This window comes from Vagococcus sp. QWL-13 (assembly GCF_058683555.1).
Genome location: NZ_CM178746.1, coordinates 1,655,673 through 1,673,253, shown reverse-complemented (window position 1 = coordinate 1,673,253; position 17,581 = coordinate 1,655,673). Strand labels below are relative to the sequence as shown.

The 17,581-nt window shown below is 38.0% G+C and carries 14 protein-coding genes; 13 read left to right on the top strand and 1 reads right to left on the bottom strand.

Annotated features, from left to right (window positions below; genetic code table 11):
* Positions 1 to 107 precede the first annotated feature (107 nt).
* Together AC4PHI_RS07765 and AC4PHI_RS07760 are read left to right on the top strand one after the other, a co-directional pair.
* On the top strand, positions 108 to 1,838 hold the full coding sequence (locus AC4PHI_RS07765; RefSeq protein WP_492199348.1) for an ABC transporter ATP-binding protein: 1,731 nt from the start codon (positions 108 to 110) through the stop codon (positions 1,836 to 1,838).
* 239 nt (positions 1,839 to 2,077) lie between these two features.
* On the top strand, positions 2,078 to 2,449 hold the full coding sequence (locus tag AC4PHI_RS07760; protein ID WP_492199347.1) for a YccF domain-containing protein: 372 nt from the start codon (positions 2,078 to 2,080) through the stop codon (positions 2,447 to 2,449).
* Between the two features lie 245 nt (positions 2,450 to 2,694).
* Here the strand turns inward: AC4PHI_RS07760 and AC4PHI_RS07755 are convergent, their stop codons facing one another.
* Positions 2,695 to 3,240: a biotin transporter BioY gene (locus AC4PHI_RS07755; protein WP_492199346.1), complete on the bottom strand. Its 546-nt coding sequence runs from the start codon at positions 3,238 to 3,240 to the stop codon at positions 2,695 to 2,697.
* Positions 3,241 to 3,381: 141 nt separating this feature from the next.
* On the opposite strand from AC4PHI_RS07755, the gene AC4PHI_RS07750 reads away from it, so the two are divergent.
* From AC4PHI_RS07750 to AC4PHI_RS07700, 11 genes are all read left to right on the top strand, one after another.
* On the top strand, positions 3,382 to 4,296 hold the full coding sequence (locus AC4PHI_RS07750) for a YitT family protein (RefSeq protein ID WP_492199345.1): 915 nt from the start codon (positions 3,382 to 3,384) through the stop codon (positions 4,294 to 4,296).
* A 117-nt stretch (positions 4,297 to 4,413) separates the two neighbouring features.
* Positions 4,414 to 5,160, top strand: coding sequence for a prolyl oligopeptidase family serine peptidase (locus AC4PHI_RS07745; protein ID WP_492199344.1), 747 nt, complete (start codon positions 4,414 to 4,416; stop codon positions 5,158 to 5,160).
* A gap of 52 nt (positions 5,161 to 5,212) precedes the next feature.
* The gene (locus tag AC4PHI_RS07740; protein WP_492199343.1) at positions 5,213 to 5,548 is read left to right on the top strand and encodes a metal-sulfur cluster assembly factor; all 336 of its coding nucleotides are present in this window, start codon (positions 5,213 to 5,215) and stop codon (positions 5,546 to 5,548) included.
* 698 nt (positions 5,549 to 6,246) lie between these two features.
* Positions 6,247 to 8,616 carry a SpaA isopeptide-forming pilin-related protein gene (locus tag AC4PHI_RS07735; protein ID WP_492199342.1) on the top strand — a complete coding sequence of 790 codons (2,370 nt, stop codon included), beginning with the start codon at positions 6,247 to 6,249 and terminating at the stop codon, positions 8,614 to 8,616.
* 44 nt (positions 8,617 to 8,660) lie between these two features.
* A complete protein-coding gene (locus AC4PHI_RS07730) occupies positions 8,661 to 10,253 on the top strand; it encodes a SpaH/EbpB family LPXTG-anchored major pilin (RefSeq protein ID WP_492199341.1) in 1,593 nt (530 codons plus the stop codon).
* A 71-nt stretch (positions 10,254 to 10,324) separates the two neighbouring features.
* On the top strand, positions 10,325 to 11,164 hold the full coding sequence (locus AC4PHI_RS07725; RefSeq protein WP_492199340.1) for a class C sortase: 840 nt from the start codon (positions 10,325 to 10,327) through the stop codon (positions 11,162 to 11,164).
* Positions 11,165 to 11,285: 121 nt separating this feature from the next.
* A complete protein-coding gene (locus AC4PHI_RS07720; protein WP_492199339.1) occupies positions 11,286 to 12,203 on the top strand; it encodes a magnesium transporter CorA family protein in 918 nt (305 codons plus the stop codon).
* Between the two features lie 449 nt (positions 12,204 to 12,652).
* Positions 12,653 to 13,921: a YeeE/YedE family protein gene (locus AC4PHI_RS07715; RefSeq protein WP_492199338.1), complete on the top strand. Its 1,269-nt coding sequence runs from the start codon at positions 12,653 to 12,655 to the stop codon at positions 13,919 to 13,921.
* Positions 13,922 to 13,974: 53 nt separating this feature from the next.
* A complete protein-coding gene (locus AC4PHI_RS07710) occupies positions 13,975 to 15,678 on the top strand; it encodes an FAD-dependent oxidoreductase (protein ID WP_492199337.1) in 1,704 nt (567 codons plus the stop codon).
* Positions 15,679 to 15,755: 77 nt separating this feature from the next.
* The gene (locus tag AC4PHI_RS07705) at positions 15,756 to 16,535 is read left to right on the top strand and encodes an ABC transporter permease (protein WP_492199336.1); all 780 of its coding nucleotides are present in this window, start codon (positions 15,756 to 15,758) and stop codon (positions 16,533 to 16,535) included.
* A complete protein-coding gene (locus AC4PHI_RS07700; protein WP_492199335.1) occupies positions 16,536 to 17,579 on the top strand; it encodes a taurine ABC transporter substrate-binding protein in 1,044 nt (347 codons plus the stop codon).
* Positions 17,580 to 17,581 lie beyond the last annotated feature (2 nt).

The window sequence follows — 17,581 nt, the reverse complement described above, 5'->3', positions numbered from 1 at the left end:
CTTTTGTTCAAATACTTGGCAGTTTAAAGTAAAAAAAAGTAGAAGATAGCGCATCGAAAAATGATATTTTTATAGGATAGAATCCATCACTTGTTAGGAGCAAATTTATGGAGAAAAACAAGTTTAAATTAAACGATTTTTTAAAAATGATCAATCAATCAAATAACAAAAAAATGATTTTTGTCTTAGGATTGCTTCTCAGCTTAGCGACAACGGGCTCCTCACTGATACTCCCTCAATTGACGAGAAGTCTGATAGACACGGCGAAATTGGCTGAAATTGATCGTACTATGTTGCTGGGCTTGTTGACTTTATTTGCCGTTCAACTTGTATTCGGCGCTTTAGGAGGCTTCTTGCTTCGGTATGCTGGGGAAACGACTGTGGCAAATTTAAGGAATACTGTATGGCGCCATCTGATTCGTTTGCCAATCAGTTATTTTGACGAGCATAAAAGCGGTGAGATAAGTTCAAGACTGGTTAATGATACCATGCTCATAAAAGAGTTAGTTTTAGGTCATTTCCCTTCGTTTATTACTGGAATGATACAGTTGATAGGTGCATTGATTATTTTATTTTTAACCGACTGGAAAATGGCGGCACTTATTTTTATTCTGGTGCCTTTAGTGGTCATCATCATGATTCCCATCGGTAAAATCATGGTAAAGTTAGGGAAAGCTTTACAGGAGGCTACTGCTGACTTTAACGGGGAAGCCACAGAAAAACTTGGCGAAATTCGCTTGATTAAAGCTTCAAACGGTGAAGAAGTCGAAGAAAAACGCGGTGCTGTTTTGATACAAAATATTTTGGCAGTGAGTATTAAGGAAGCAAAAGTCAGTGCTTTGCTGCAGCCTATTATGAGTACGGCAATATTTGGGATGTTTATTGGCATTTTAGGTTATGGCGCTATCAGAGTTCAGGCAGGCACTCTTACTACGGGGACCCTGATTGCTTTTTTACTTTATTTATTCAATATTCTGATGCCGGCCGCCAGTTTTCCAATTTTCTTCTCTCAATTACAAAAAGCCAGAGGGGCAACTGAAAGAATCCAAGAACTGTTGGGGACACCGGGAGAAGATTTTTCTTCAGGTATGGATGTGGATATCACCGGCAAGATTGTTTCAGTGACAGATGTTGATTTTTCTTACATAGAAGGACAAAAGATTTTGCAGGAGGTTTCGTTTTCGGCCGCACCTAATTCAGTGGTTGCTTTTGCCGGACCTAGTGGTGGTGGAAAGTCTACAATTTTTTCGTTACTGGAAAGATTTTATGCAGTGGATAATGGTGAAATAAAAGTAAATAATGAACCGATTGAAAATATCGCTCTTCACAGCTGGCGCAGACAAGTAGGCTATGTTTCTCAGGATTCTGCGATTTTTTCTGGAAGTATCCGTGATAATCTTCAGTACGGGTTAAAAGAAAAACTCTCGGATGAAGAACTATGGCGGGGATTAGAGCTGGCCTATGCTAGTCATTTTGTATCAGAATTTCCTGAAAAGCTTGAGACAGAAGTAGGGGAGCGGGGAGTCAAACTTTCCGGTGGACAGAAACAACGTTTGGCTATCGCCAGAGCGTTTTTGCGAAACCCTAAGATTTTAATGTTGGACGAGGCAACGGCCAGTCTAGATTCTAAATCGGAGGAACAAGTCCAAAAAGCTTTAGAACATTTGATGGAAGGGCGGACAACATTTGTTATCGCCCATAGATTGTCCACTATCGTAGATGCTGATAAAATTTATTTCGTTGAAAATGGAAAAATCACTGGAAGTGGGACCCACCAGGAACTGTTGGAGACTCATCCACTGTATAAAGAATATGTAAAAGAACAGCTCTTGTCTTGAAGGCAGAAGCTGTTTTTTATAGTTGGTATTGCGGGAATTAGTTTAACATTATGAATTGACCAGATTGTAACATTCATCTTCAAATCTTTACATCAATCAAATGAAATCCTTCGCTGATTTTCTTCAGACTTTAGTTTGATTTTTTTACATTTTGTTTTCAGAAACACTTCAACATGATATGATATTTTCAGTAGCTTAACAGTATTTTGTAAATATAAACTATAAGAGCGGGTGGGAAAATGAGTTGTTTGGGAAATATCATCTGGTTTATTTTCGGAGGTTTTTGGGGAGGACTTGGTTGGACATTGGTTGGGCTATTATGGTGTGTGACAATCATTGGCATTCCGGTTGGCCTTCAATGTTTTAAGATGGCAGGATTAAGTTTTTGGCCCTTTGGTAAAGAGGTCGTGTATGATGGGGGCGGATTTAATTTTCTAATCAATATTTTTTGGCTGATTTTTGGCGGAATCGAATTGGCGATTGCCCACTGTATCAGCGGATTGGTGTTGTGTTTGACAATTGTAGGAATTCCCTTTGCCATGCAGTCATTTAAATTGGCTAAGCTGGCATTGATGCCCTTTGGTGCCAGAGTGGTGCCCTCCCGATATTGATTAATTTCAGAATAAGGGAAACTTTTATCGTTATTAGGAAGGAGAAAATTTTTCGGGGGCAGTTTCGTTTATCTCAGTACAGCCATGAAAGTTAATTTTATTTTGAGTTGAAAGAGACTGACCCAGAGGTAGTTTTTTAAATCCGAAATAAGAAACTTACAAATTTATAATCCCATGAAATCAAGGTTTAGAAAAATGATTTCATGGGATTTTATTTTAGTTTCAGATTTTTTAGTTAATCTGATTTAATTGATGAGGGAAGGAAACCTTTTCCGAAAGACTGCTAGAGCCTTCATACCCAAAAATGAAGCAAAAAAAGCTTTGATTATTTCAGGAAAAACAAACGGGATGATTCCCATCTTCAGTGCTTCCATCAAAGAGCTGCCCAAGTGTAGTTTTAAACCGATTGCTCCAACCAGAAGTGAAATCATCATTCCTAAAATATTTACAATAAAAATCCAAATAAAGCTATCTGATTTTTTTGAGACCAAATAAGAAATAAAAAAAGAGCTGAAAACGAAGCCGATCAGATAACCTCCTGTTGGACCTAAAATGGTGGCCAGCCCTCCCGAAAGTCCTGCAAAAACCGGCAGTCCGATGATGCCCAACAACAAATAGATTCCCACAGCACAAACTGATATGCTGGGGGGCATCAGTGTGGCAGCCAATCCTACTGCGAAAGTTTGCCCAGTCAAGGGAATGATACCTAATGGGATTGTTAATTGAGAGACTACTGCGATAAAAACTGCAAGCTGGGCTGAAATAGTAATTTTTTTAATTGAAAAATCCATACGTTAACCTCCTTTGTTTAGTGTTAACTTTAACATAAAAAATTGATTAAAGAAAGAGAATAAGAGGTATCCTTTTATTTTTTTTTGTTGTAGGATGGGGATGGTATAAAAAGAAATAGATTTTATAGGGGGAAATGTGTTGTGAGGAGGATTCGTGAGTTTAACAAAAATTATGAGATAGTTACCAGATCTTTTGTTATTTTAATCAATGCCGTACTGGCTGCTATCGGTTTGAATTTATTTTTGATTCCTGCCAATGTTTTTTCGGCGGGTTTGAATGGGGTGTCACAATTACTTTCAGAAGCATTAAATATTTTTTCTGGTATCACTATCGATACTGGAATTTTAGTTTTTCTACTTAATATCCCTGTATTTATGTTGGGTTGGATAAAATTGGGACCCAAAGCAACCATCTATAGTTTTTTAACGGTCTTTAGCTTCTCCATATCACTGCTAATCATTCCTGTGCATGGGATTGTTGAGGATACTTTGTTGAATGCCATAGTAGGTGGTGTGCTAGTTGGAATCGGTGCAGCTTTATGCCTGAAATTTGGGTTTACCACAGGAGGGTTTGATGTACTCTCGGTGATTATTGCCAAATCCACTGGCAGATCTGTCGGTAATATGATGTTTTCGATGAACCTGTTGATTATTTTGTTAGCGGGTCTTTTATTCAACTGGGAACAAGCCATCTATACTGTTATTTCGATTTATTGTTTAAGCATTGTGGTTGATAAAATCCATACAAGCGGCAATAAGCTGACGTTGATGGTCATCTCCGATATTCCTGAAAAAAGTATGGTAGATCAGTTGCGACAAACAGTTGTTAGAGGAATCACTATTTTTCCGGGAAAAGGTGGTATCTCTAAAAAAGAGCGGTTAGTTTATATGATTGTTGTGAGCCGCTACGAATTATATGATATTGAAAAAGCAATTTACGACATTGATTCCCATGCATTTGTCAATGTGATGCCGACAGAACATGTGATGGGCCTGTTCTATACCGAGGATCAGCAAAAAGAAATGTTAAGAAATGCTTATGGGCAAGTGGAATAGTAGTTTAAATTTCTCCTTTTTTTTGATACAATCATCTTAATGATTTTTGTAGATGTTATATTTTGTGTTGACAGAGTAATCCGCAGAATGTTGCTAAAGTAAAAGGGAGAATGACAAATGATAGAAGTACACCGTAAAGTAGTTGCTGGCATACCGGTTCTTGAGATAATCAAAGAAAACTATCGGGACGAGTTGCGTCCGCTTGTTTTTTTCTATCATGGCTGGACGGGCACTAAGGAAGCTGTTCTTGTGAATGGTTACGAGCTAGCCAAGAGAGGTATGAGAGCAATTTTACCCGAAGCTATTTTTCATGGAGATAGAAAAGATCATCTTGAAACAGAAGAACATTTTATGGAGTTTTGGCATATTGTTCTAAGAAATATTGAGGAGTTTTCCGGAATTGTTGATGCCTATGTCGAAAACGGTCTTGCGTCGAAAGAGCAAGTAGGAGTAACAGGACTTTCAATGGGCGGAATTACCACATGTGGCGTGATGGCGAAATACCCATGGGTAAAAGCAGGCGATTGTTTGATGGGCACTCCTCGTTTTGTTGAGTTCATGAAATCTTTGCTGGTGGGCGTTGACGATGATGGGTGTAGTCAAGAGGAAGTGGACAATACTATCGCACAACTGGAAGTATTGGATTTAAGTTTACATCCGGAAAAATTGTCAGGCCGTCCTCTTCATTTTTGGCATGGTACAGCAGATGAAACAGTACCTTACCAACCAACTTTTGACTTTTATAAAAAGAATTGTCAGGAAGATTATGGACAGGGATTAACATTTACAACTACTGATGATGGACATAAAGTGCCTTATAAGATTACAATAGAGATGGCGGAATTTTTTGAAAAACAGTTTTAGATGATAGCAGTTTAGTGGCATTTTTTTAATTTAAACAAGGAGGATGTTTTAAATGTCTGAAGAAAATAAAGTAGATAAACAAGTTGAGGATGTAAAGGAAAGGATTTTAGCCTGTTTAGAGACAGTCATCGACCCTGAGCTTGGCATTGATATCGTCAATTTAGGTCTTATTTATGAAGTGGAATTAGATGAAGAGGGCTTGTGCACAATAAAAATGACATTGACAACGATGGGGTGTCCATTAGCTGATGTGATTACGGAAGAAATCCACGAAGCACTGTCCAGCATACCTGAAATCAAGAAAACAGATGTGAAACTGGTTTGGTATCCTGCATGGACGACTGATAGAATGAGTCGATATGCGAGAATTGCATTGGGGATTAGATAGTAGTTAGTTAACATCAGTTGTTGATTTAATAAAATAATGATAGGATTTTGAAACTCCCTTATCAACTTTAAAAAAAGTTGATAAAGGAGTTTTTTATTTTTGCTGAAGATTAGTTAAGAAAAAATAATTTAAAATGGTTTATTCTAAAATACTTTTTTAGAAAATATGTAAATATTTAAATTTTGAAAAACTTTTACAATATTCTTCTAGAAAAGACTTTTGAAATTTTAAGGTACGTTGAAATTGTAAAAAACAATTTTTAGAACAGGTTAAATTAGAAAATTCTAATAATGTAATAAATATTAAATAATGCTTTTAGAAAGATAATTTTTGTTTTTTAGTGAAATATAATTAGATAAAAAACACCAAAAAACAATATGTAAATTATTTTTATCGTTTTTTAATTTCTCCTAAAAAAAGATAAACAAGATGGTTGTTTAAAAAATAAACCTATAATATAATCTATCAAGGTAAAAAATACCGGCTTTTATAGAATTTATTCAAAGGTAAATTTTTGCTGGCGAAAAATATTTTTATATCGATAATAATGATTTGTGTGTTATAAAAATAATTCTATAAAAACTATATTTTTAAAATATTGTGTTTTCATCACAGTCAGCTAAAACAGATTTAGCGGCAAGTTTAAAATTTTGATTCACAATATTAAAATAAGATGAGAACTGGGGAGGTGGAAAAGGGTGAATCAATTCAAAAAAATATTTTTGAGTTTGATTTTAATGATAGTAATTTTAATCGTGGAAACACCTTTTACAAAAAGTTTTGCAGCGGTAGCAGGATATCCTAATTTACCATACGGTGTCACACCCATTGACATGTCGGAGTTTTATAATTTTTCCGGCTCAACCATTTATCACGATATTCCGGGAGAGTATGTCATTGATTTGACTGGTCCTAATAGAGCAAGTTTTTCTGGACAGGCTTGGAGCAAAAGAAAGATAAATCTTGACGATCCTTTTCGTCTTGAATTTTATGCGTATCTTGGCGATGCTTCTCAATGGCAAACTGTTGCAGACGGGATTACTTTGGTATTTAGAAATGGTAACACCGAACACGTGGGAAGAGGCGGTTCGTCCATTGGAGCATACGGTAACGGGTTAGGTCGTGCCCATGTTTTAGAATTTGATACTTACTACAACTCTTGGAGCAATCAAGATCAATCCTTACAAGATGGCGATTTTGAACTCATTAATCATAGAACTCCTACTTGGAATCATGCAGGACATGTGGCTATCCGAACCAGCAGCAGTAATGATATGGTCAGCAAACATACTGTCTTGTTAACTGGGACAATACTCGCTCCAATCGCAGACGGGGGATGGAAAAAAGTTGTTTACAATTGGAATCCTGCTGGCAATTACGGTCATGGTACGTTGTACGGTTCAGTAGGAGGGGCCTCTTTTTCTTTAAATTATAACTTGAGAAATGATGTAGCAGATCCTCACAATGTTTACTGGGGATTTACCAGCGGGACAGGTCCTTCTGCCGGAAATCCCATCGGCGGGCAAAGTCAGGGAGTATTTTTCACACGTGCGTACATGGGAACCAATCTGATTATCACCAAAGTCAATGAACAAGATGATTTACTTGCCGGAGCTGAATTTATTCTAGAATCTACGGATGGCAAGAATCGAGTGACATTAGCGGACAATGAGGACGGCACATACACACTACCGGAAAATTTCCGCATGACTCTTGGGAAAAAATATGTATTAACAGAGATAAAAGCTCCAGAGGGTCATTTGTTGCCTAACAAGGCTTCTTGGCAAATCAGCATAGACGGAAACGGCAACGTAATTATTGATGGAAAAAGTGTGGCAGTTGAAAATGACACTGTGCATTTAACCGTTGAAAATAAATTTTCGCCGGTTTCAATTGGAATAAAAAAATATGCTGATAGAAGGGACGATGTGGTATTAAATCTGCCAGGTGCTGTTTTTCAACTGGAAAAGAAAAACCTGAGCGGAATTTATGACTTGATGGAGGAAAAAGTCTCAGACCATAATGGGGCAGCTTCCTTTACTTTATTTGAGTCAGGAGATTACCGGATGAAAGAAACACAAGGGCCTGTTGGTTACGATACTGTCACAGGAGACTATGAATTTTCTTTGACTAAATATGGGGAGATTATCTACTCAGGAAATAATCTTGAGCCAAATGCGCCTTTTTGGACTTTGCAACACCTTAATCGTCTGAAACCTTTCAATTTGGAAGTTCAAAAAACGGATGAAAGTGGTGTGCAGTTAAAGGGAGCAGTCTTCCAACTAACAGGCCCGGATACCAATATAACGTTGCCGGCTGATAATCAAGAGCTGGATTATTTTACTTTTCAAAATTTGTCACCGGGAACGTACACATTGACGGAGATAGAAGCTCCTGAAAATTTTGAAAAAATATCAGAAGCACTGCTGATCGAGATTTTGAATGATGGTACAGCGAAACTTGATGGGAAACCAATAGAAGTAACATTAGCAGAAGGGAATGCAGCTAACAAATTGTCCCTGACGCTTCCCAATAAAGCTAAACCTTTATTCCCTTTAGTATTTTATAAAGTGACTGAAACATATCAGCCTATGGAAAATGTCGTATTCACTTTGTATCAATGTTTGGATGAGAACATGGAGCATGTGCATGGGAAGTTTGAAGGCGCCCCCCTTACTGGATGTTGGCAATTTACGGGAGAAGCTGTAAGCGATGCAAAAGGGGAAGTGCACTTTGATAATTTGGAAAAAGGAGATTATTTATTAGCAGAAACTCAGACTCACTCGGGCTATGAGTTGCCTTTAGGACATTGGAAGATTCAGTACGATCCGTACAAAGAGAATATTGATGAGCGGATACACATAGAAGCACTAGGTGACAAGCTGCCACCTGCATTTATGGTTGAAGAACAGGAAGGAGAAAAAGTTTTAAAGTTACCTAATTATCCCACAACGGTATTGCCCAAGACAGGAAGTCTCGGTGCTTTGGTTGCTGTTGTTGCAGGTGTAATATTTTTAGGAATAGGGGGAGTGTATTTCATCTTTGCCGAACCAAAATTTAAAAAATAATGCTGGGTTGAAAATTGTTGAATTAAAAGAGAAGAGGAAAAAATATGGAAAACAAAAAAAACAAAATTATAAAATTTATAGCACTGATTATGACATTGATAGTATCACTAAGTTCGTTTGGCAGCTTTTTAACGACTGCTGAAGCAGCTGGTGTGCCCCCTGAAACCGGAAATCTCTACATCCATAAGTATTATATGTCAGATGCTGATTTAGCCGGTCTCCCTAACGATGGAGAAGCAATCCCTATGAATGAGCTGCCTGAGTCGGCAGTTCCGCTCGCTGATATTGTTTTTGATTTGTATAAGGTTGAACCAATCGATGGGACTTATCCAGAAGGTAAAAGTCTGATTGTTGATGAAACCATGTTGACCGTCACAGATGAAGGAGTGACCTATGATTTAGTGTCATCGTCTTCTATCGTTACAGACGGAGAAGGGACTGCATTTGCTGCAAATCTGGCACAAGGAGCTTACATAGTGGTTGAACGGATCATCTCCTCTGTAGAAGTTGATGGAGAAGAAATGATCTTAAATCCAATTGCGCCATTTATTGTGCATGTCCCAATGACCGATCCCAACGGTTCAGATTGGCTGACAGATGTTCATGTTTATCCTAAAAATGAAGGAATGTCATCTGAAAAAATCGCACAAACCTCATTGGCCAATCGGATTGGAGGTATCATGTCATATCGGATCAATACTAAAGTACCTGCAGGGATTCACGATAGTAACCCAACCATTGATGATAATATTGCTTTTTCGATTATTGATAAGTTGCATAGTGCTTTAACATTGCAAACAGGCAGTGTAACAGTCTACACTTCTGATACAAAAGAAGGAGAGATGATGCCAGGTACTCAGCTGATAGCAGGGCAAGATTACACCCTAGACACTGTATCAAATTTTTCAGTTGATTTTACAGCAGCCGGCCGGGAGAAATTATCACACAACAAGTTTGTTATTTTGTCATTTGATGTTCAAGTAAATCAAACGTTAGATGCAGAAGAACAGCTGGTGGTAGGGAACAAGGCCTCGGTTAATTTTGTCAATAAAAATGGTCAGACAATCAATATAGAAACGACATCGGTAGATATCCATACTGCTGTAATCCAAATTGAAAAATTGAGTGCCAGAGATAATAAGAAACTTGAAGGGGCAGAATTTCAATTAGCCACCTCCCCCAAAAATGCTAAAGATGGCAACTACCTGAAAAAAGATAGTAACGGCAAGATTATCGACGTTGGCGAGGATGGCTATGCCCAAGCATTTGACTGGATTGTTAAGACAGATGGGAATGGCTTTGCCCAGTTCAAAGGAATCGAGGATTATCGCTCTGTGATTGACCAGCAAGGTGCAGAGACCATTACTGACTATCTAAGCTATTGGCTGGTTGAGACAAAAGCGCCGGCAGGGTATCACTTATTAGATGATCCTGTACAAGTATCTTTTGATCACGCCAGTTCTTCAGGGGACGCTCCTACATTTACGATTAAGTCCCAAATAAAAAACAGCAAAAAAGGATTGTTGCCAAAAACCGGTAGTACAGCTGCGTTGATTTTTTCTGTGGCGGGAGTCGTCATTATCGGTGTTGGAATCATTTTTGGTATTTTTTCCAACAAGAAGAAAAAAATATCATAAGGAATGGATACAGCTTAAAGACTGAACATTGTTTATCAATTTTCAGTCTTTAATTTTTAGGAGTGAACGATATGAAACGATGGCTGCTTACATTTTTGTTGATTTTTGCGGGATTGGGATTTTTACTATATCCCATATTAAGTAAGGAACTGTATAATAAAAAAGTATCGACTCAAACCCTGGATTACGAAAAGCAAATAAATGCGGAAGAGGATGCAAGAATAAAAGAGGAGTGGCAAAAAGCTGTAACTTATAATCAGAATTTAAAAGGAGACCCTGTGAAAGACCCTTTTATCGTCGGCAGCGGTATGGCGTTGCCTAAAGATTATCAGCAGGTATTAAATTTTCCCGATAATACCATGGCGCTGATTGACATACCTAAAATTTCAGTCAAATTGCCCGTTTATCATGGAACCAGTGAAAGTGTGTTGCAAAAAGGTTTGGGACATATGGAAGGAACGTCTTTGCCTGTAGGTGGAAAAGGAAATCACAGCGTACTGACCGGACACAGCGGTTTGGCCCATTCAAAAATGTTTACGGACTTGCCTGTTTTGAAAAAAGATGATTTATTTTACGTTCATGTTTTGGGGAAAATTTTAGCTTACAAAGTTGACCAAATCAAAGTAGTCACTCCCGATAATTTAAAATACTTGGCAACTAAAACCGGGGAAGACTACTTGACATTGATTACGTGTACTCCTTACGGTATCAATTCTCATAGGCTTTTGGTAAGAGGCAGCAGAACGAAATATGTTCCAGAAGAAAGAGAGAAAATAAAACCTGTCAAGGAGAAGACTGAGGAGGATAAAATTTTGCAGCAAGCGGTTATTTTAACGAGTCTACTGATGTTCGTGATTATTATTATTGCTTTAATCCTTAAAAAAAGACTATCAAATGAGACTAAGAGCTAGCAGAAGCAATTCATATGATTTCTTCCGGACATTTGACGTCAAACAAATTTTTGCAAGTTATTCTTTTTGTGAAATATGATAAAATAAAGACGATAAAATCTGGGAGGAAGGTTTGGGTCCTATGAAAATATATAATCTGCTTGAAGAAAATAGTCAGACATTCGGTAAAAGAATCGCCGATGAGCCCTGTTTTGTGATTGTAAAAGAGAACCAGGTAGAAGAAATAGCTGTCCAGCTGGGTATCCATGCGTTTTCCGACAATCTGATGAAACGTGCCGACACATTTATCCGATTTGATGCTCAGGAAGATCATGATTATTTAAATTTGATTTACTTTCAAACACTTGGAGGCAGATTTGAGTTTGAAACTTTTTCTCTTGTTTTTGGCAAAAACTATTTAATTTTATCACTTTCAGAAGAAAGCCATCTTCTGCAGGATTTTCTAGATGATTTTCTTCCATCTGTTCAGACAAATGATGTCAGCCGCTTATATGTCAGTTTTTTAGATGCTTTATTCAGCGAAATGTTCGACAGCTTGTATGTGTATGAGGAAATTTTAGCTGAAATTGAAAATGAAATCATCATAAGCGACAAAGTTCATGGGATGGAAGAAATAGTGGAGAAAAAGAACAACTGCTTTAAAGTGAAAAAATATATGAGGTTGTTGCTGTATGTTGGAGATGATTTGGTTTTGAATATCAATAATTTGATTTCTGACAAAGAAATGAAAGTTGTGAATACTTTGGATGTTGCCATCAATCGTTTGTACGAGTTTTCTTCAAATCTGTATGAAACTTGTGGTCATCTCTTGGAAATTTACGACAGTGCCGTCAGCACCCGAACCAACGATGTCATCAATAAACTGACAGTTTTCACAGTTTTCGCCACACCGATTACGGTTTTGACTGGCATTTACGGCATGAATTTTGAGAACATGCCTGAACTTCAAAATCCCAACGGTTACTATATCCTTTTGGGGATTATGGTAATGATTTCACTTATCATTTATTTTATATTGAAAAAAATTAAACTTCTCTAGTGCAATCCAAGGTTAAGCCTGTAGCATGAAAGAAGTTCCAGTCGGAATTAATAAAAGGCAGAGGACTCGTGTACCTCTGCCTTTTTTATTTTAAATTTATCTGACAAAACGAGTTATTAGTATGATTTCAAGCTGTTTCCCAAGGTAGTCTTAACTTTCTGATATAAAGACTTCTTGGTTATTTAAAAAAGATAGAGCTTGCAGTTTGTGAAGTTCAGCGAATGAGTAAGATTCAGTCAAAATTTTTTTATTTTTTGTTTTCTATCTTTTTTAATAAAATCATTAGAAAATAAGCAGCTTTATTTTGCTGGGACTTAATTCGCATTAAACAAAAACATGTTTTCGTAATGTTCATTTTGTAAATTTAATCAACTTTTAATGGGAGCTTTAATAAATTTGTTCTTGATGTTATAATGTGCTAGTTAGAAAATTCACAAAGGAGAAAATTTATGAAACTTAAGGAAAGAATTTTTGGATTTATTTTATTTTTTGTTCTATTAACGGTCGGTTTGAAAATTTTGCCATCAAATATGCTGTATTTTAGATTGATCATCGGACTTGTTTTTGGTTATACCTTATCCAGATCTTATACTGGATTTGCAGGGAGTGTGAACAGAGCTTACAGGACAGGTTCTACTAAATTGATGCGCACGTTGATGTTTATGTTTGTTATCACATCAATCGCAACTGCTGCTTTTCTAGTATTTGCAGAAGATATCACTGCGTACGGATTATGGATCAATCCGATTAATTTAGGACTAATCCTTGGCGGGATTTTGTTCGGAATTGGGATGGCCCTTTCATCTTGTTGTGCTTCTGGGGTGATGACTGACATCGTAACTGATTTGCCAAGGGCAGGGGTTACTTTGCTTTTCTTTGGTATTGGAGTTTTTGTCGGTTTTCCGCTTCAAAGCACACAAGCTTGGGTCACTGATTCTCTATTCACTTCAGAAACTGGCAAGCTGTTTTCCCAAGGAGTTTTTCTACCGGACTGGTTTAAATGGGACGGTTTGAATGGCTATTTAGGAGCTATCGCGTTGACGATGATTTTTGCTGCCATCGTGATTTACTTATCTTATCGATATGAACAGTCTCGTATCAAAAAGGGAACTTATACAGGAGTTCCTTCTGAGAGAGTGCAAGATAAAAAAGAGACATTGGATGTGGAAAGCTTCTCAGCATCGAATGAATCTACGGTAAACTACGTATTGACTAAGCCTTGGACATTACAGCAAGGTGCATTTATGTTAACCATTCTATTTGTTGTTCTGATGGCAGTAACTAAAAGCGGGTGGGGAGCTTCGACGCCTTATGGTATCTGGGTTGGTAAGTTGCTGAATGTCTTTGGTGTTTCAGCAGATTCTCTGGCTAATTTTACTCATCAGGCCCCTGAAACTTTTACAGCTCCTTTCTTGGCAAATGGCGTAACGGTTCAAAATATCGGTATCATGTTGGGAACGCTAATTTTCCTTTTGACTTCTGGACAATTTATGGAGACTGTCAAATCTTTTCCAAGATTGAAAATCAACGGATTGGTTTTCTATTCACTGGGAGGATTATTGATGGGCTTTGGTACTCGTCTATCAAATGGCTGTAATGTGGGTGCTTTGTATTCTCCAATTGCCCAGTTTTCACTATCTGGCTGGATTTTCCTGATTGCACTTGTTACTGGAGGAATTCTTGGAAACAAACTTGCAAAAACAGTAAATCTTGATTAGTTTAAGGTAAAGTGTTTAAAAAAGATTTTAAAAAAATATAGGAGGCATCCATCATGGGAAAAAGAATTTTAATTATTGGCGGAGTGGCAGGAGGTGCTTCTGCAGCTGCGAGAATCAGAAGGATCGATGAATTTGCTGAAATCGTAATGTTTGAAAGAGGACCTTTTGTTTCTTTCTCAAATTGTGCTTTGCCATTTCATTTGAGCGGCATCGTGGAGGAGTCTGAAAATTTAGTTTTGATGACACCTGAGGTTTTTGACAAACAGTATAACATTGATGCTCGTGTTAATCATGAAGTGATTGCAATAAATCCTAAGGAAAAAACAATCGTTGTAAAAAATCTTCTGTCAGGTGAAGAAACTGTGGAAGCCTATGATGAGCTTGTGTTATCCCCGGGAGCCAATCCCGTGCTTCCTGAAAGTATCAAAGGCATTCATTCGGAACATGTTTTTTCAGTAAGGAATGTTCCAGATATCGATCAAATCAAACGCTACATTGATCAACATGATGTTCAAGATGTAGTGGTGGCTGGTGCCGGTTTTATCGGCATCGAAGTGGCAGAAAATCTAAAAATAGCTGGAAAAGATGTCAGTTTGATTGAAGCGTCAGATCAAGTCATGGAACCTTTTGACTATGACATGGCACAAATTCTTCATAAAGAGATTTTGGATAATGGAGTAAATCTGGTTTTGGAGGATGCTATTGCTGAAATTAAAAAAGGTAGTGTCATCTTGGCTTCCGGAAAAGAGATTCCTGCTCAGACGGTAATCATGGCTATTGGGGTAAAACCAGAGTTGACTCTTGCCAAAGCAGCAGGTTTAGAAATCGGAGAAACTGGAGGCATCAAGGTCAACCACCATTATTTGACATCTGAACCGCATATTTATGCTGTTGGAGATGCGATTGAAACAACGAATTTGATTACGAGAAAACCTACTCGTCTGACTTTGGCTGGTCCAGCTCAGAGACAGGCTAGGGCCGCTGCGGATCATATGTACGGGAAAAACTATCGCAACACCGGTGTAATTGGCTCTTCTGTTATCCAGTGTTTTGAGATGAACGCTGCCTCGACTGGATTGAATGAAAAAGATTGTAAAAAAGAAGGTATCGACTACCGCACGTCATATGTCATTCCAAAAGATAAAGTTGGGTTGATGCCCAATGCACGTCCGATTTACTTTAAACTGATTTTTGCATATCCATCGGGCCAGATTTTAGGAGCCCAGTGCATGGGTGAAGGAAACGTGGATAAACGGATAGACATCATCGCAACAATGATTACTATGAACGGTAATCTGGAAGATTTGAAAGAATTAGAACTTTCCTATTCACCAATGTTTGGAACAGCCAAAGATGCTGTAAACATGGCTGCCCTAGTTGGTTTAAATATTTTAAACGGGGAATACAAGCAAGTGCCAGTGACTGAGATCAGAGGACTGATCGAATCTGATGCATTTATCATTGACGGTCGTGAACCGGATGAATATGCTGAAGGACATATGATCAATGCTGTAAATATTCCGTTTAGCGAATTCAGAAATCGTTTGGAGGAAATTCCAAAAGACCAGCCTGTCTATGTTCATTGCTTATCCAGCCAACGTAGTTACAACATGGTGAAAGCTTTACAGATGCGTGGATTTGACAATGTCCACAATCTGATGGGATCATTCTTGGGCTTGTGTATGTATGAATATTACAATGATCAAGTGACCGGACGTCAACCTGTGGTTACTAACTACCGTTTCGATTTGCTGTAATCATTAAAAGAAGAAGGGCATAAGAATCGTTTAATATCTTATGCCTTTTTGACATTATAAGATAAAGTTGGGATATAATGGAAAAGAATAAAGAAATCAACACTCGATATTATGCTATCGGAACATGGGCAGCGATTATTTTTGTGTGGTTTATCACAACAGAGACTGGGTTAATTTCTTCAAGTCTGGTGCCTTCCCCATCAGAAGTAGTCATAACTTTTTTTGATATTTTGAAAAATGGATATAACGGGATATCTTTCTGGAAACATGCCGGAGTCAGCCTGTCGAGACTGCTGTTTTCTTCTTCTTTGGCTATCATAACCGCAATTCCAATCGGTCTACTAAGCGGTTATTTTGTTCGGGTTAGAGGAGTGGTAGATTCCATAGTTCAATTCTATCGGCCTCTGCCGCCTCTGGCATATTATACGCTGTTGATCTTATGGTTGGGGATAGACGAATCATCAAAGGTGACACTGCTCTTCTTGGCTGCATTCGCGCCGATTTATCTTGCTTGTGTGTCGGCTGTTGGGAATATCAATCCGGATTATTTGTTAAGTGCGGAATCTCTAGGAGCAAATAAAAAAGATGTTTTCTTTACGATTGTTTTGCCCAGCTGTCTGCCCGAAATTTTTACCGGTCTTAGAACAGCGGTGGGGGTTGCTTATACAACGCTAGTTTCGGCTGAGATGATCGCCGCTACTTCTGGAATCGGCTGGATGGTTATTGACGCATCCAGATATTTAAAAAGTGATGTCATGTTTGTCGGTATTATCATCATGGGGATTACTGGTCTGGGAATTGATTATATGCTAAAAAAAATAGAGAAAAAAGTTGTTTTTTGGAAAGGAAAAGAGTAGATGAAGTTGAAAAACAAATTTTTTTTAATGGCTAGTCTGCTTGTTTTACTGAGCAGTGGACTTGCTGCCTGTGGAAAAAATAAAGAACAAAATACAGAGAGTGGTGCAATGCCCAAGGAGGTAAGGATTGGGATTATTCGGGTGCCAAATGATAAACAAGTAGCCATACAAGAAGGTTTTTTCAAGAAATATTTCGACGATAAAGGCATCAAAACAAAATTTATGTTTTTTGACTCTGGTGTAGCAGCAAATCAGGCTTTTGCTTCCGGGAGCATAGATTTTGCTGAGATGGGCTATACTAATGGCGTCGTCGCTTGTGCAACTGAATTGCCGGTAGAGTTGATTTGGATTCATGAAGTGCTAGGTGAAAACGAAGCATTAGTCGTTCAAAAAGATTTTGAAGGAACCCTAGTCAAAGATTTGAAAGGGAAAAAAGTTGCTACACCTTTCAGTTCTACTTCCCATTTGAGTTTGCTAAAGGCGCTTGAAGAAGCTGGTATTGAAAAAGATGTCACGCTTCTGGATATGGAGACGGCTGAGATCGTTGCCGCATGGGAACGTGGGGACATAGACGGAGCATACACATGGGAGCCTACGTTGAGTAAAATCAAAGAAACAGGCAATGTGCTAATTGATAGTCGACAGTTGGCTGAAAAAGGCTATATGACAGCCAATATTGATTTAGTTCATAAAGATTTTGCGGAAAAATATCCTGAATTAGTTCGAGATTACTTATTGGCACTGAATGAAGCTGTTACCCTTTATAAAAATGAACCCGGGGAGGCGGCTCGAGCAGCAGCAGAAGCACTTGAAATTTCTGAAGATGATGCATTGAATCAGATGAAAGCGACAGAATGGCTCACACTTGAAGAACAAGCCAGCGACAGCTATTTGGGCACATCTGATAAACTAGGGAAATTTCACGAAGTTTTTTTAGATACAGCGGTTTTCTTAAAAGAACAGGGGTCAATAAAGCGGGTGCCTGATGAAAAAGAAGTCAACAGTTTTGTCTCTTCTAAATATGTCGAACTTGCTTTGGAATAAAA

What these genes read in the sequence shown, in the direction of transcription:
- AC4PHI_RS07700 (WP_492199335.1), top strand. Translation starts at nt 16,536, where the DNA reads ATGAAGTTGAAAAACAAATTTTTTTTAATGGCTAGTCTGCTTGTTTTA.
- AC4PHI_RS07745 (WP_492199344.1), top strand. Translation starts at nt 4,414, where the DNA reads ATGATAGAAGTACACCGTAAAGTAGTTGCTGGCATACCGGTTCTTGAG.
- AC4PHI_RS07705 (WP_492199336.1), top strand. Translation starts at nt 15,756, where the DNA reads ATGGAAAAGAATAAAGAAATCAACACTCGATATTATGCTATCGGAACA.
- AC4PHI_RS07760 (WP_492199347.1), top strand. Translation starts at nt 2,078, where the DNA reads ATGAGTTGTTTGGGAAATATCATCTGGTTTATTTTCGGAGGTTTTTGG.
- AC4PHI_RS07710 (WP_492199337.1), top strand. Translation starts at nt 13,975, where the DNA reads ATGGGAAAAAGAATTTTAATTATTGGCGGAGTGGCAGGAGGTGCTTCT.
- AC4PHI_RS07765 (WP_492199348.1), top strand. Translation starts at nt 108, where the DNA reads ATGGAGAAAAACAAGTTTAAATTAAACGATTTTTTAAAAATGATCAAT.
- AC4PHI_RS07740 (WP_492199343.1), top strand. Translation starts at nt 5,213, where the DNA reads ATGTCTGAAGAAAATAAAGTAGATAAACAAGTTGAGGATGTAAAGGAA.
- AC4PHI_RS07725 (WP_492199340.1), top strand. Translation starts at nt 10,325, where the DNA reads ATGAAACGATGGCTGCTTACATTTTTGTTGATTTTTGCGGGATTGGGA.
- AC4PHI_RS07715 (WP_492199338.1), top strand. Translation starts at nt 12,653, where the DNA reads ATGAAACTTAAGGAAAGAATTTTTGGATTTATTTTATTTTTTGTTCTA.
- AC4PHI_RS07720 (WP_492199339.1), top strand. Translation starts at nt 11,286, where the DNA reads ATGAAAATATATAATCTGCTTGAAGAAAATAGTCAGACATTCGGTAAA.
- AC4PHI_RS07730 (WP_492199341.1), top strand. Translation starts at nt 8,661, where the DNA reads ATGGAAAACAAAAAAAACAAAATTATAAAATTTATAGCACTGATTATG.
- AC4PHI_RS07755 (WP_492199346.1), bottom strand. Translation starts at nt 3,240, where the DNA reads ATGGATTTTTCAATTAAAAAAATTACTATTTCAGCCCAGCTTGCAGTT.